The organism is Rhodococcus sp. APC 3903 (assembly GCF_030407755.1).
In the GTDB taxonomy this organism is placed as follows: Bacteria; Actinomycetota; Actinomycetes; order Mycobacteriales; family Mycobacteriaceae; genus Rhodococcus_F; species Rhodococcus_F erythropolis.
The window spans coordinates 1-13,148 of record NZ_JASDCV010000021.1 but is presented as its reverse complement, the minus strand read 5'-3'; the positions used below and the strand labels follow the sequence as shown (position 1 = coordinate 13,148).

Sequence of the window (13,148 nt, the reverse complement as noted above, 5' to 3'; positions counted from 1 at the left end):
CGGTTAGGTTTAGCGCGTGCGAGTCGCAATGATGACCAAGGAATACCCGCCGGAGATCTACGGCGGTGCAGGAGTACACGTAACCGAGCTCGTCGCTCAGATGAAGCGGTTGTGCGAGGTCGACGTGCACTGCATGGGCGCCCCGCGCGAAGGCGCGATCGTCCACTCTCCCGACCCCGCTCTCGCCGGATCCAACCCAGCCTTGACGACGCTCTCCACCGAGTTGCGGATGGCGGACGCCGCGGCCGGTGTCGACATCGTCCACTCCCACACCTGGTACACCGGACTGGCCGGGCATCTCGCGTCGGCTCTCTACGACGTGCCGCACATCCTCACCGCGCACTCACTCGAGCCCAGACGCCCGTGGAAGGCCGAACAGCTAGGCGGCGGCTATCGGATCTCGTCGTGGTCCGAACGCAACGCCGTCGAGCACGCAGACGCGATCATCGCCGTCAGTTCAGGTATGCGACTCGACGTCCTCGACGCGTACCCCGCCGTCGATCCGAGTCGCGTTCACGTAGTGCGCAACGGAATCGACACCGAGGTATGGCATCCCGGGGGATCTGCGCCGGGAGCGCCGTCCGCACTCGCGTCGATCGGGGTCGACCCCGCAAAACCCATCGTGGCCTTTGTCGGACGGATCACGAGGCAGAAGGGCGTCGGGCACCTCGTCGCGGCAGCACACCACTTCGACCCGGAGATTCAGCTCGTGCTGTGCGCCGGCGCTCCCGATACGCCGGAGATCGCCGCCGAAACGGAGAAGGCAGTGGCCGAACTCGCCAGACATCGGGGCAATGTCTACTGGGTGCGCGAGATGCTCCCGACCGAGCAGATCAGGGAAATACTCTCGGCAGCAACGGTATTCGTCTGCCCTTCGGTGTACGAGCCCCTCGGAATCGTCAATCTCGAAGCCATGGCGTGTGAGACCGCCGTGGTCGCTTCCGATGTCGGCGGTATCCCCGAGGTGGTCGCCGACGGCGTCACCGGTCGACTCGTGCACTACAACGCCTACGAGCCGAACGCATTCGAGGAATCACTCGCTGCCACCGTCAATGCCGTTGTCGCCGACCGAGAAGGCGCCGACGCGATGGGTCGTGCGGGCAGAATCCGTGCTATCGACGAGTTCTCCTGGGCCGAAATCGCCAAGCAGACGCTCGAGGTCTACGCGGACGCCGTCACGAGACGCTGATCCGCGTCAGATCTTGCGATAGGTCGAGACCGTCGCCGACGCGGTGACGGTGCTCGGCTGCGGCAGCTTCGCCACGGCGGCAGCCAGATCGGCGGGCGTCAGGTGCCTCGCCGACGGTCCCATCCCCACCAAGTCGAGGACGTCCTGGTGTGAGAGTGACATCGTGAACTCGACCTCGTCGCTGCTCACGCGCTCGAACAAGCCGGCCATCGACGATTCGAGACGTTCCACCTTGCGATCGTCGACCTTGACCATCTCGAGAATGTCGATCAGCTCGCGCAGATGCCTGTCGGTGGGCGTCAGGACCACCAGAACGCCGTCATCGGCGAGAACTCGATGGGACTGCGGACCGTTGCGTGGAGCGAACACACAGAGCACGTGGGAGAGCACTCCGTCTCGAATCGGAAGTGGTTGCCAGACGTCCGCGACGATCGAGCCGATCCTTTCGTGGATCTTCGCCGCTCGCCGTGCCGCGAACTTGGACACGTCCAAGGCTATTGCCCGAGAATCAGGCAGCGAATCCACGACGTGTGCGAGGTATTGTCCTGTGCCTGCACCGATTTCGACGATCCGCGCAAGATCCGCCCCTGCCGTCGTCGCGCAGGCCCGGGAAACGGCATCCATCAGCGGGCCGAAGTGGCCGGCGCCGAGAAGTCGTGCACGCGCGGCGATCATCTCGGCACTGTCGCCGGTGAACTTCGTGGCACCGCCACTGATCAGGCTCACGTAACCCTGGCGAGCCACGTCGAATCGATGTCCGCGATCGCACTCGGCGGCGCCGTCCACCAATTCCAACTCAGCAGCGCACTGCGGGCAGGACAGTAGATCGACCACGGCGGCAAGCATTGATCCGTCCTTTCGGCTACCGGCGGTGCGCACACTTCAGGCCCCGTACCGAAACGGATACGGAGCCTGCGTGCAATCACGTGCTGTTGTTCGTACTGCTACAACCTGGACCCGACTAGCTGGTGACGTTCGTGAGTTCCACACCGAGCGCTGCAGCTTCATCCGGGGTCAGCTCGACGACGAGGCGTCCGCCACCCTCGAGTGGAACCCGCATGACGATTCCTCGTCCCTCTTTGGTTGCTTCGAGGGGACCGTCCCCGGTCCGGGGCTTCATGGCCGCCATCCTCTGCTCCCTCCAGATCTGCGCTGCATTGCTCTGCGCCTCGACTAACGGTGCGCCCCGCCAACAATCAGCGAGGCTCGTACCCTCCATTGTTCCCTATGGATGCAGGAACCGGGAATCTGAGTCACATTTAGGGGTGTTCAGTCGACCGTCACACCTGCGCCGGAACCCAGCAATCAGCCACGTGATCGTCGACCATTCCGGTAGCCTGCATGAGCGCATAAGCCGTGGTAGGACCCACAAACTTGAACCCGCGTCGCTTGAGTTCCTTAGCCATGGCAGTCGACTCGGGAGTGACCGCCGGAACCTCTGCAATTGATGTCAGTCGTCTGGTGCGTCGAGGCGGCGAGAACGACCAGAGTAACGAATCGAGGTCCAGATCGGGTGAATTCACGAGCACTCGGGCGTTGGAAATCGTCGCCTCGATCTTCGCGCGATTGCGGACGATCGCGGCATCGGAGAGCAATCTCTCCACATCCGCAACTCCGTACGCTGCGACCTTGTCCGGATCGAACCCGTCGAAGGCTTCGCGGAACGCCTCGCGTTTGCGCAGAATCGTGATCCAAGAAAGCCCCGATTGGAATGCTTCGAGGGCGAGCCGCTCGAACAGTTCGTCGCGCCCGTGCAGCGGACGCCCCCACTCCTCGTCGTGATAGTCGCGGTACAGCGAGTCACCGGGCGTCTCGACCACCCAGCCGCACCGAACCAGTCCGTCTGCCATCAGCCCTGGGAATCCTTCGCTTCGGATTCGGTCTCAGGCGCCTCCTGCGTTGCTTCGGCCTTGGCCGGAGCATCCGCCTTCACCAGAACCTCGGACTTCTCGTCACGGCCCAGTTGCGCACGCAGAGAATCGATTTCCAACCCGAGGCGATGCAGGGCCCAATCCACTTCACTCGCCTTGTATCCACGCAACACCTGCTGAAAACGAAGAGCGTCGACATCCGCCCCGGTGACGTCCTCTGCCGGGAGTACGGTCGCCGTCGTGCCAGGAGGCAGCGGCGGCAGCTCTTCCGAGCGCCCGAACACAGCGCTGGCGGCGAGGAAGATCATCGCGCCGACCAGTGCCATGACAATCAGGTACAGGAGGATCGTCATCATGAACCGATACTCCCATACCCGAGTGTGAGCGGTCAGACCCCCGCGGTGCGCACTATCGAATTCATCGGGGGTCGATCGAGTAGCGAAACCTCAGTGGTCTCGGGCACGAAAGAATCGCCGTCGACCAGGAATTGGGTCAACCCGGCACCCGAATCCTCGATCCCGCACCGCCGGAGCATCGTTCCGATGATCTGCCGGCTCATCACGCCGAGGTCGGCGAGCGGCCGGTTGCGATGCTTGCGCACACCGAGATTGACCTGACCGATCGCCGCCAGCCCCAACGTGTCGTACGTGTCGAGCAGAAGGCCGATCTCGACGCCGTAGCCGGGCGCAAACGGAACAGCCGACAGCAGCTCACGGGTGCCCGCGTATTCACCGCCCAATGGTTGCAGTACCGACGTGAGTTCGGGCCGCAGCGCAGCCAACATGGGCCGCGCAACCAATTCCGTGACTCGTCCGCCGCCGTTGGCGTCCTCCGTGCCGCTCACGCGCAGCGGACGGCGGTAGTAGCCCTTCACCAGATGGATGCCGTCCACCGTGAGCAGCGGCCCCAGCAGTTTGGGCACGAACGCCGGATCGGGATTGATGAGATCGGAGTCGACGAATGCGATCAGATCGCCGGTCGTTGCGGCGACCGAACGCCACAGCACCTCACCCTTGCCCGCGGTCGGCGGGATGGACGGGACTGCGCTCTCACGACTGATCACCGTCGCCCCCGCCGCGCGAGCACGCTCGGCGGTACGGTCGGTCGAACCGGAATCGAGAACGATCAGCTCGTCGACCAAACCACCGAGCAACGGATGAATGGTGTCGACCACCGCAGCAACGGTGTCCTCTTCGTTGAGCGCGGGCAACACCACCGAGACGGTTCGGCCACCCTTCGCCCGTTCGAGTTCGGCGACCGTCCAACTCGGATGGTCCCAACTGTTGGCTTCTGCCCATACGCGGGTCGGGCCCGCACCGGTGATGCTCATGCCAGACCTCGAACCGTACGTACCGGGGCACGGCGTCCTTGGATCGCGGCCACCATGTCGACTACTCGACGGGTGGACGCCACCTCGTGAACACGGAACACCCGGGCGCCGCCAGCCGCGGCCATTGCTGTCGCTGCCAATGTTCCCTCCAACCTCTCGGAAAGCTCCACACCAAGAGTCTCCCCGATGAAGTCCTTATTGCTCAGCGCCATCAGCACTGGCCACCCGGTGTTTACAAGAACGTCCACTTTTCGCAACAACTCGAGCCCGTGGAAGGTGTTCTTACCGAAATCGTGAGTGGGATCGATCAGAATCGCGTCACGCGGCACTCCGAGTGCCAGGGCGCGTTCTGCCGCCGACACGACCTCGGTGACCACATCTGCGACGACGTCGTCGTAGCGGACACGGTGCGGACGGGTGCGCGGAACCGCGCCACCCGTGTGCGAGCAGACGATCCCGGCACCAGTCTCGGCGGCAACCAGGACGAGGTCGGGATCCGCACCCGCCCACGTGTCGTTGATCAGGTCGGCGCCCTCGCCCCGTGCCAAACGCGCGACGCCGCTCCGCCAGGTGTCGACGCTGATGATCAGCTCGGGGTACTTGGCCCTGATCGCGGCGACGAACGGAACGACTCGCCTGACCTCCTCGTCGGCGTCGACGAGGTCACCTGGCCCGGCTTTCACTCCCCCGATGTCCACCAGATCGGCGCCCTCGTCGACGGCCCTGTCGACGGCAGCCATCGCTGCCGAATCCGAGAACGTCGCGCCCTGGTCGTAGAAGGAATCGGGAGTGCGGTTGACGATCGCCATCACCAATGCACGGTCGACCGCGACCGGACGCCCACACAGCGTGGGCGCCGGACCTGGCTGCGCGGTAGAACCGGAGAGTGAAGACATGCCACTCATACTGGCATGACGGAACTCGGTCTAGCCCTTGGGTACCGAGCCCGCCGCGACCTTTCCGACGTATTCGTCGTACGAGTCCACATAACCACCCTCGCGGCCTTCGAGAACGTGCAGAGTGTCGGCGCCGACGTCGTAACCCTCGTTGCGCAATTCCACCTTGCGCGACTTGAAAGTGCTGGTGTGTTCGAGTGAGTCGACGATGCGGATGAACAGCGGGACCGCGTAGTTGGGAAGCTTGCCGTAGAGGTGAGCTGCAACTTCGCTTCCCTCGAAGCTCTGCCCGTCCCGTAGCTTCACCGCCGCCATGCCCGCGCGACCGTCGGTGCCCGGAATCTCGACGCCGTAGACAACCGCTTCCTCGACGGCCGGGTGCGAACTCAGTGCGCCCTCGACCTCCGTGGTGGCAACGTTCTCGCCCTTCCAACGGAAGGTGTCGCCGAGACGGTCGACGAAGGCGACGTGGCCCCATCCCTGCTTGCGCACCAGGTCTCCGGTATCGAACCAGGTGTCGTCGTCCTTGAATCCGCCGCGCACCAGCTTGCTGTTGCTCGCGGCTTCGTCGGTGTAACCGTCGAAAGGCGCTCGGTCCGTGACCTTGGACAGCAGGAGCCCGACCTGACCCGTGGACACCTTGCGAAGGCGACCATCAGCTCCACGCAACGCTTTTCCGGTGTCCTCGTCGAACTCCACGACGGCGTGCGGCAACGGACAGATGCCGGCCGTCTTGTCGACGTTGAGTGCGTTGACGAACGCGATGTTGCATTCGCTGGCACCGTAGAACTCGGCGACGCGGGGAATGCCGAAGCGCTGGGTGAATTCGGCCCAGATCTCCGGGCGCAGACCGTTACCCACCATCAGCCGAACAGCATTGTCGCTGTCGGTCGGCTTGACCGGCTGGTTGAGCAGATAGCGGCACAGTTCGCCGATGTAGGTGAACGCGGTCGCCTTGTTGAGTGCGATGTCGTCCCAGAACCGCGAGGCGGAGAACTGACGTCCGATCGCGATTGTCGCGCCGGACGCGAGCACCGAGGACAACGAGACCGTCAACGCGTTGTTGTGGTAGAGCGGCAGGCAGCAGTACAGAGTGTCCGAGCCGCGCAAGCGCACGCCCATCAACCCGAGGCCCGACATCGACTTCAGCCAACGGAAGTGAGTCATCAAGCTGGCCTTGGGCATTCCCGTGGTACCCGAGGTGAAGATGTAGAACGCCTTCTCCTTCGCGAGCACCTCGGCGGTGACCGCCGGGTTGGCGGCATCAGCCGTCTTCGCCAGATCCGCGAGTTCACTGACGAGAAGCTGCTTCGGTCCGGTAAACCCCGCCGGCAAGGATTCGAGGGCCTCTTCGCACTCGTCGGCGACCACCAGGACGCGCGCGTCGAGCAGCGTAAGGCTGTGTGCCAGAACGTCGTCGCGCTGGTTGTAGTTCAACATGCCCGCAGCCGCGCCGAGTTTGACGGCGGCCAACGCGATCAGCAGGGCTTCGGGGGTGTTCTTTGCCAGCACTCCGACGACGTCTCCGCGATCGACTCCTCGTCCGCGGAGGACGTCGGCGTAGCGGTTCACCAGTTCGTTGGCCTCCGCGTAACTGGTCGCGTGGCCCTCGAACCGGATGAACGGGCGCGACGGGTGCGCGTGCGCGGCCTTCTGGAAGATCAACCCGATCGATTCCTTGGCCGAAGGCTTGCGGGTGAGCCCGGCGGCCCCCCGCGCCAGGATCGGCACCTCGGTGATCATCGACGGCAGTTTTGCCGCCAGATCCAGCAGGCCGACGGTCGAACGGGCTTCCGAACTCATGGCTCCCCTAACACGTATCCGGCGCCCATTCGGCCGCCCAGTCTGCGGCCACCTTACTTCACGGTAATAAAGCCCGCCATGCCCCAGGTCAGGGTTTCACGCAGGCGTCTGATCAGGATCTGACGCACGCGTCGAGCGCAGCCTCGACGTCCGTCCGCACCAACAGAGTGTCCAAAGCCTGACGCCCGACGAAGCCGGTCCCGTCGAGCTTGTTCAACCACTCGAGCAGGCCGGTGAAGTGCCCGACGGGATCGAGCATCACCACTGGCTTCTCGTGCATTCCGAGGTAGCCGGCGGTCCACGTCTCGAACAGCTCTTCCAGCGTCCCGATTCCGCCCGGCAGCGTGATGAACGCGTCGGCGTGATCTTCCATCAGCTTCTTGCGCTCGCGCATGGTGTCCGTGACGATCAGCTCGTCGGCATCGACGTCGGCTACTTCCTTGTGCACCAGGGCCTTCGGAATGACGCCGACGGTCCAGGCGCCCGCCGCGCGAGCGGACTCGGCGACAGCGCCCATCATCGAGACGTTGCCACCGCCCGAGACCAACTGCCATCCGCGTCGACCGATCGCGGTTCCCACCTCGGCAGCCAATGCCAGGAACGATTCGTCCACCGGACCCGACGCGCAGTAGACGCAGATCGAGTACTTCTTGTCGGAATCGGTCACCATTCTTCTTCTTTCCCCAGATCTGCGGCCTCGTCGACGCCCTTGTCGGCGTTGAGGACGATTCGTACTGCTTCTTCCACACTGTCGGTGACGTGCAGCAAGTTCACGTCGCCCTCGGAAATCTTGCCGTCACGCTCGAGGGTGCCGCGAATCCAGTCGACGAGTCCGGACCAGTACTCGGTACCGAACAGGACGATCGGGAAGCGCGTGACCTTGTGGGTCTGCACCAGGGTCAGTGCTTCGAACAGCTCGTCGAGTGTTCCGAAGCCACCCGGCAGGCAGATGAATGCCTGGGAGTACTTCACGAACATCGTCTTGCGTGCGAAGAAGTACCGGAAGTTGATTCCGAGATCCACCCACTCGTTGAGTCCCTGCTCGAACGGCAGCTCGATGCCGAGACCGATCGAGTATCCGCCCGCCTCGCTGCAACCGCGGTTGGCAGCTTCCATGACTCCCGGTCCACCGCCGGTGATGACGGCGTATCCGGCTTCGGCCAAAGCCGTTCCCAGCTCACGGCCGGATTGGTACTCGGGATGATCGACCGTGGTGCGTGCCGAACCGAACACCGTCACCGCACGCGGGACCTCGGCGAGTGCGCCGAAACCTTCGATGAATTCGCTCTGGATACGCAGCACACGCCACGGATCGGTGTGTACCCAGTCCGTGGGTCCGCGCTTGTCGAGCAAGCGCTGATCGGTCGTGGTCTTCTCGTCTTTGCGCTTGCGTCGAAGCTGAACGGGCCCGCGGTGCTTGATCGACGAGCTCTGCTTCTTCGAAGCCGAATTCTTCTCTGGTGCCATGCGGCAAGGCTAACGGTCAGGCCGACAGATACTTCCTCAGCACGGCCGCGACGTCGGTGATCTGCTGCACCGGAACGTGCTCGTCGCGCTTGTGTGCGAGGTTCGGATCACCCGGTCCGTAGTTCACGGCAGGAATGCCGAGCGCCGAGAACCTGGACACGTCGGTCCACCCGTACTTCGCACGGAACTGACCACCGGCCGCCTCGATCAGGGCGGCAGCGGACGGGTTCGCCAAGCCAGGCAGCGCGCCGGGCGAGGAGTCGGTGACCTCGAATCCGAGGCCCAGACCGTCGAACACTTCGCGCACATGCGCCTCGGCTTGTACCTCACTGCGATCGGGCGCGAATCGGAAGTTGACGTCCATCTCGGCTTCGTCCGGGACGACGTTTCCGGCGACCCCGCCAGAAATCCGCACCGCCGACAAACCTTCGCGGTAGCCGCAACCGTCGATGTCGACCGAGCGCGGCTGGTAACTCGACAACCGCTCCAACGCACCGCCGAACTTGTGAATGGCGTTGTCCCCCAGCCAGGACCTGGCCGAATGTGCGCGAGTTCCCGAAGCCGTCAACCGAACCCGCATCGTGCCCTGGCACCCGGCCTCGATGAAACCGGCCGTCGGCTCACCGAGAATTGCGACGTCGGCCGCGAGCCATTCCGGGATCTCGCGTTCGATCCGTCCCAGGCCGTTGAAGGTTGCGGCGATCTCTTCGCAGTCGTAGAAAACCAGGGTCAGATCGTGGGCCAGGTTCTCGATGGTGGCCGCCAGGTGCAGAAAGACCGCATCGCCCGACTTCATGTCCACGGTCCCGCAGCCGTGCAGGATGTCGCCGTCACGCCGCGAAGGGACATTGTCCGCGATGGGCACCGTATCCAGATGTCCGGCGAGCATGACGCGACTGGGCAAACCACGCGAGGTCCGCGCCAACACGGCGTTGCCGTTGCGGATGATCTCGAAGCCCGAAGTCTGCTCACGCAGCGCATCCTCGACGGCCTGCGCGATGACGGATTCGTCGTGCGAGACGCTGGGGATGTCGACCAGGGCGGCCGTCAAGTCGATGGGGTCCGAAGCAAGATCGAGGATGCTCACACGCACCAGCCTAGGCCGGTGCACCCACCACCCAGTAATCTCTAGTCCCGTGAGCGCACAGGGAGCAACAGCAGTAGGTATCGCCAACGTGACCGCGGACGGAACCGTCCTCGACACCTGGTTCCCGGCACCGGAGCTGGGAACATTCGACAAGACCGGTACCGAGAACGTCGAGGGAACAGACATTCCTTCCGATCTTGCACTGCTGGCAGGCACTGACGACGCTCGCGAGGTCTCGCAGGTCGTCGTCCGCACCACCATCGCCGATCTCTCCAAGGCACCGGTCGACGCACACGACGTCTACCTGCGCCTCCACCTCCTCTCGCACCGTCTCGTCGCACCCCACGGCGTCAACCTCGACGGCCAGTTCGGCCTGCTCAGCAACGTCGTGTGGACCAACTTCGGCCCGTGCGCCGTCGAAGGCTTCGAGCAAGTTCGCTCGCGTCTGCGCATCCGCGGCGTCGTGACCGTGTTCAGTGTCGACAAGTTCCCCCGCATGGTCGACTACGTCGTGCCGTCCGGAGTGCGTATCGGTGACGCGGACCGTGTCCGACTCGGTGCGCACCTCGCCAGCGGAACGACCGTCATGCACGAAGGCTTCGTCAACTTCAACGCCGGCACCCTCGGTAACTCGATGGTCGAAGGCCGCATCTCCGCGGGCGTCGTCGTCGACGACGGATCCGATGTTGGCGGCGGCGCCTCGATCATGGGCACCCTCTCCGGCGGCGGCAAGGAAACCATCTCCCTCGGCAAGCGCTGCCTCCTCGGCGCAAACGCCGGCCTCGGCATTTCGCTCGGCGACGACTGCGTCCTCGAAGCGGGCCTCTATGTCACCGCGGGCACCAAGGTCACCGGCCCGGACGGCACCGTCGTCAAGGCCAAGGAACTCAGCGGCAAGTCGAACCTTCTCTTCCGTCGTAACTCGGTCTCGGGTGCCGTCGAGGTCGTGCCGTGGAAGGGCACCGGCGTCGAACTGAACGCTGCTTTGCACGCCAACGACTGATGACTGGCACCGACGTCTCCGACGGAACAACCACTGCTCTCGGCCACGGTCTCAAGGTCCGCCATCTGACGATGATGGGCCTGGGCTCGGCCATCGGCGCCGGCCTGTTCCTCGGAACCGGCGTCGGTATCGCCAAGGCCGGCCCGGCCGTCCTGATCTCCTACATCCTTGCGGGCGCCGTCGTGGTGTTCGTGATGCGCATGCTCGGTGAGATGGGAGCTGCGATCCCGGCCAGCGGTTCCTTCTCTCACTACGCCCGCCTGGGGATCGGCGAGTGGGCCGGCTTCGTGATGGGCTGGCTCTACTGGTTCATGCTGATCATGGTGCTGGGTGCCGAGATCACCGGAGCCTCGGCGATCGTGAACGACTGGGTGCCGTCGATCCCGCAATGGGTTGTCGCCCTGGTATTCGTGGTGTTCTTCGCCGTGGTGAACCTGGCCAAGGTCAGCAACTTCGGTGAGTTCGAGTTCTGGTTCGCCGCAATCAAAGTCACCGTCATCATCGCCTTCCTCGTCATCGGCGTCCTGCTGGTGTTCGGCATCCTCCCCGATACCGATCCGGTCGGTACCAGCAATCTGTTCGGGCAGGGCGGCTTCATGCCCAATGGGTTGTCCGGCATTGCCGCAGGACTGCTCGTCGTGGCGTTCGCCTTCGGTGGGATCGAGATCGTCACCATCGCGGCAGCCGAATCCGAGAATCCGGAACGCTCCATCGCCGTCGCTGTGCGAAGCGTCGTGTGGCGCATCAGTGTCTTCTACATCGGTGCCATCTCCATCATGGTTCTGGTGCTGCCCTGGAACGACCCCGAACTCGAGAGCGGCCCGTTTGTGGCCGTCTTGAACAAGGCGAACATTCCGGGTGTTGCCGGGTTCATGGAACTCGTCGTAGTGGTGGCGTTGCTTTCCGCCTTCAACGCCAACATCTACGGCACCTCCCGGATGGCGTTCTCACTTTCGCGCCGCGGCGACGGACCCGCTTTCATGGCGAAACTGTCGAGCACCGGAGTTCCGACCAATGCCGTTCTGCTGTCGGTGTTCTTCGGCTTCGTCAGCGTCCTGCTCAACTGGCTGCTCCCCGACGACCTGCTCGGCATCCTGCTCAACGCAGTCGGCGCCGCGCTGCTCGTCATCTGGATCTTCATCGTCGTCTCGCATCTGCGACTGCGTAAACAACTCGAAGCGTCGGGCAAGCTGACAGTTCGTATGTGGCTGTTCCCGTATCTGAGCTACGCGACTCTCGCGATGCTTGGCATCTTCGTCGTCCTCATGCTCTTCGACGCCGATGCCCGTGCACAGTTGATCTCGACCACCGTGTTGTTCCTCGTGATCGCGGCATTGGGTTTCCTGAACGCCCGTTGGCGTAAGCAGAATCAGCCCGCCTGATCCGTTCGCCTATGCATCCCGCCTGTTCACGACGACGATGCTGAGGCCGAATACGACGAGCACGAAGAGGGCGAAGTAGACCAGGCTGCCCCAGGGTCCCCAGTGGAAGTCGACGCTACCGCCGGAACCGAGAAAGTTGTTGGCGTTCATGAACGGCAGGAACGGCATGATCTTCTCGCCGGTACTTCCGAACAGGTTGAAAAGATTCTCGATCAGCAAGGGCCACAACAGCAGTAATGCGATCGCACCTGCAGACTGCCGGAGCAACGCGCCCACTCCTACGGCTAGAACTACGCAGAAGAACGCGTAGATCGGTGTTCCGTAGACGACCCGCCAGTTATCGTCGCCAGACAGAGTCAAGAATCTTCCGGCGTCACCTGATGTGGCCTTCGTGAGAGCGAAAGCGCCGAACGACAATACGAGAGTCAAGACCGCTCCGAAACCACCGATGAGGCCCGCTTTGGCGATGAGCACCGAAGCGCGGTTCGGAACTGCCTGGAATGTTGTTCGGATTGTCCCGAAGCGATATTCGCTGGTGATCGCGAGAGCCGCCATGATCATCAGAACCAACACACCGAAGCCGGTCACTCCACTGAGCGCCCCCGACACTGTCGGCATCATTGCACCATTGGGGCTACTGAGCGACGACTTGGCGCTCAGTCCGAAAACCGTAGCGAGTCCCAACCCGAGCACGATGATGATGATCGTGCACCACAACGGTGATTTGGTCGTGGTGATCTTGATACGTTCAGCACTGAGAACAGCCATTACAGTGCACCTCCCATAGCCTGCTGTGTGTATGCGTTCTGAGTTTCGGGGACTGCTTCGATACCGGACGCGTGGTACTGGACATCGTCTCCGGTCAACTTCATGAACGCATCCTCGAGCGACCCCTGCTGAGACGCCAACTCGTACAACACGATTCCCTGCGAACCAGCCAAACCACCGATCACGTCAGTGGTCGAATCCACGACCACCAACGCCGGCGCAACACCGGAACCGTCCTCACGCACCGTCAACCCCTGCGAGAGCAACACACTGCGCAACGCATCGAGCTGAGGACTACGCACCCGCACCGTCGACTCCGACGAGCGATCCACGAACTCCGCCACCGTCGAAT

General features: G+C 63.5%; 14 protein-coding genes and 1 pseudogene. 3 read left to right on the top strand and 12 right to left on the bottom strand.

Going from position 1 to position 13,148, the window contains the following annotated elements; translation table 11 throughout:
* The first annotated feature begins 16 nt into the window (after positions 1 to 16).
* On the top strand, positions 17 to 1,189 hold the full coding sequence (glgA, locus tag QMA15_RS25380) for a glycogen synthase (RefSeq protein ID WP_070386685.1): 1,173 nt from the start codon (positions 17 to 19) through the stop codon (positions 1,187 to 1,189).
* A 6-nt stretch (positions 1,190 to 1,195) separates the two neighbouring features.
* Here the strand turns inward: glgA and QMA15_RS25375 are convergent, their stop codons facing one another.
* From QMA15_RS25375 to dapE, 10 genes are all read right to left on the bottom strand, one after another.
* On the bottom strand, positions 1,196 to 2,035 hold the full coding sequence (locus QMA15_RS25375) for a putative RNA methyltransferase (RefSeq protein WP_031331085.1): 840 nt from the start codon (positions 2,033 to 2,035) through the stop codon (positions 1,196 to 1,198).
* Positions 2,036 to 2,150: 115 nt separating this feature from the next.
* A complete protein-coding gene (locus QMA15_RS25370) occupies positions 2,151 to 2,318 on the bottom strand; it encodes a DUF3117 domain-containing protein (RefSeq protein WP_003945169.1) in 168 nt (55 codons plus the stop codon).
* A gap of 151 nt (positions 2,319 to 2,469) precedes the next feature.
* Positions 2,470 to 3,039 carry a DNA-3-methyladenine glycosylase I gene (locus tag QMA15_RS25365; protein WP_019749361.1) on the bottom strand — a complete coding sequence of 190 codons (570 nt, stop codon included), beginning with the start codon at positions 3,037 to 3,039 and terminating at the stop codon, positions 2,470 to 2,472.
* Positions 3,039 to 3,416, bottom strand: coding sequence for a DivIVA domain-containing protein (locus tag QMA15_RS25360; RefSeq protein WP_019749362.1), 378 nt, complete (start codon positions 3,414 to 3,416; stop codon positions 3,039 to 3,041). Before QMA15_RS25360 ends, QMA15_RS25365 begins: the two co-directional genes overlap by 1 nt.
* A 32-nt stretch (positions 3,417 to 3,448) precedes the next feature.
* Positions 3,449 to 4,390 (bottom strand): glucosyl-3-phosphoglycerate synthase, encoded by a 942-nt coding sequence (locus tag QMA15_RS25355; RefSeq protein WP_019749363.1) that lies wholly within the window; start codon positions 4,388 to 4,390, stop codon positions 3,449 to 3,451.
* A complete protein-coding gene (gene folP, locus QMA15_RS25350) occupies positions 4,387 to 5,286 on the bottom strand; it encodes a dihydropteroate synthase (RefSeq protein WP_279164064.1) in 900 nt (299 codons plus the stop codon). The genes QMA15_RS25355 and folP overlap by 4 nt, the downstream gene beginning before the upstream one ends.
* A 30-nt stretch (positions 5,287 to 5,316) precedes the next feature.
* The gene (locus QMA15_RS25345; RefSeq protein ID WP_019749365.1) at positions 5,317 to 7,089 is read right to left on the bottom strand and encodes a long-chain-acyl-CoA synthetase; all 1,773 of its coding nucleotides are present in this window, start codon (positions 7,087 to 7,089) and stop codon (positions 5,317 to 5,319) included.
* 112 nt (positions 7,090 to 7,201) lie between these two features.
* Complete coding sequence (locus QMA15_RS25340; protein WP_020908470.1) at positions 7,202 to 7,759, bottom strand: TIGR00730 family Rossman fold protein; 558 nt, start codon at positions 7,757 to 7,759, stop codon at positions 7,202 to 7,204.
* Positions 7,753 to 8,556: a TIGR00730 family Rossman fold protein gene (locus QMA15_RS25335; protein ID WP_003945176.1), complete on the bottom strand. Its 804-nt coding sequence runs from the start codon at positions 8,554 to 8,556 to the stop codon at positions 7,753 to 7,755. The genes QMA15_RS25340 and QMA15_RS25335 overlap by 7 nt, the downstream gene beginning before the upstream one ends.
* 16 nt (positions 8,557 to 8,572) lie before the next feature.
* A complete protein-coding gene (gene dapE, locus QMA15_RS25330; protein WP_198586343.1) occupies positions 8,573 to 9,643 on the bottom strand; it encodes a succinyl-diaminopimelate desuccinylase in 1,071 nt (356 codons plus the stop codon).
* 49 nt (positions 9,644 to 9,692) lie between these two features.
* Here dapE and dapD point away from each other — a divergent pair, with 49 nt between their 5' ends.
* Both dapD and QMA15_RS25320 read left to right on the top strand, forming a co-directional pair.
* Positions 9,693 to 10,646 (top strand): 2,3,4,5-tetrahydropyridine-2,6-dicarboxylate N-succinyltransferase, encoded by a 954-nt coding sequence (dapD, locus tag QMA15_RS25325; protein WP_019749368.1) that lies wholly within the window; start codon positions 9,693 to 9,695, stop codon positions 10,644 to 10,646.
* Positions 10,646 to 12,028 carry an amino acid permease gene (locus QMA15_RS25320; protein ID WP_290287069.1) on the top strand — a complete coding sequence of 461 codons (1,383 nt, stop codon included), beginning with the start codon at positions 10,646 to 10,648 and terminating at the stop codon, positions 12,026 to 12,028. The genes dapD and QMA15_RS25320 overlap by 1 nt, the downstream gene beginning before the upstream one ends.
* A gap of 9 nt (positions 12,029 to 12,037) precedes the next feature.
* On the opposite strand, the gene QMA15_RS25315 is transcribed toward QMA15_RS25320, so the two are convergent.
* Together QMA15_RS25315 and QMA15_RS25310 are read right to left on the bottom strand one after the other, a co-directional pair.
* Complete coding sequence (locus tag QMA15_RS25315) at positions 12,038 to 12,796, bottom strand: ABC transporter permease (protein ID WP_021345003.1); 759 nt, start codon at positions 12,794 to 12,796, stop codon at positions 12,038 to 12,040.
* Positions 12,796 to 13,148, bottom strand: a pseudogene (locus QMA15_RS25310) (ABC transporter ATP-binding protein); the annotation flags it as partial. The gene QMA15_RS25315 and the pseudogene QMA15_RS25310, both read right to left, overlap by 1 nt.

What these genes read in the sequence shown, in the direction of transcription:
- QMA15_RS25370 (WP_003945169.1), bottom strand. Translation starts at nt 2,318, where the DNA reads ATGGCGGCCATGAAGCCCCGGACCGGGGACGGTCCCCTCGAAGCAACC.
- QMA15_RS25360 (WP_019749362.1), bottom strand. Translation starts at nt 3,416, where the DNA reads ATGATGACGATCCTCCTGTACCTGATTGTCATGGCACTGGTCGGCGCG.
- folP (WP_279164064.1), bottom strand. Translation starts at nt 5,286, where the DNA reads ATGTCTTCACTCTCCGGTTCTACCGCGCAGCCAGGTCCGGCGCCCACG.
- QMA15_RS25335 (WP_003945176.1), bottom strand. Translation starts at nt 8,556, where the DNA reads ATGGCACCAGAGAAGAATTCGGCTTCGAAGAAGCAGAGCTCGTCGATC.
- QMA15_RS25375 (WP_031331085.1), bottom strand. Translation starts at nt 2,035, where the DNA reads ATGCTTGCCGCCGTGGTCGATCTACTGTCCTGCCCGCAGTGCGCTGCT.
- QMA15_RS25355 (WP_019749363.1), bottom strand. Translation starts at nt 4,390, where the DNA reads ATGAGCATCACCGGTGCGGGCCCGACCCGCGTATGGGCAGAAGCCAAC.
- QMA15_RS25365 (WP_019749361.1), bottom strand. Translation starts at nt 3,039, where the DNA reads ATGGCAGACGGACTGGTTCGGTGCGGCTGGGTGGTCGAGACGCCCGGT.
- QMA15_RS25320 (WP_290287069.1), top strand. Translation starts at nt 10,646, where the DNA reads ATGACTGGCACCGACGTCTCCGACGGAACAACCACTGCTCTCGGCCAC.
- QMA15_RS25345 (WP_019749365.1), bottom strand. Translation starts at nt 7,089, where the DNA reads ATGAGTTCGGAAGCCCGTTCGACCGTCGGCCTGCTGGATCTGGCGGCA.
- QMA15_RS25315 (WP_021345003.1), bottom strand. Translation starts at nt 12,796, where the DNA reads ATGGCTGTTCTCAGTGCTGAACGTATCAAGATCACCACGACCAAATCA.
- QMA15_RS25340 (WP_020908470.1), bottom strand. Translation starts at nt 7,759, where the DNA reads ATGGTGACCGATTCCGACAAGAAGTACTCGATCTGCGTCTACTGCGCG.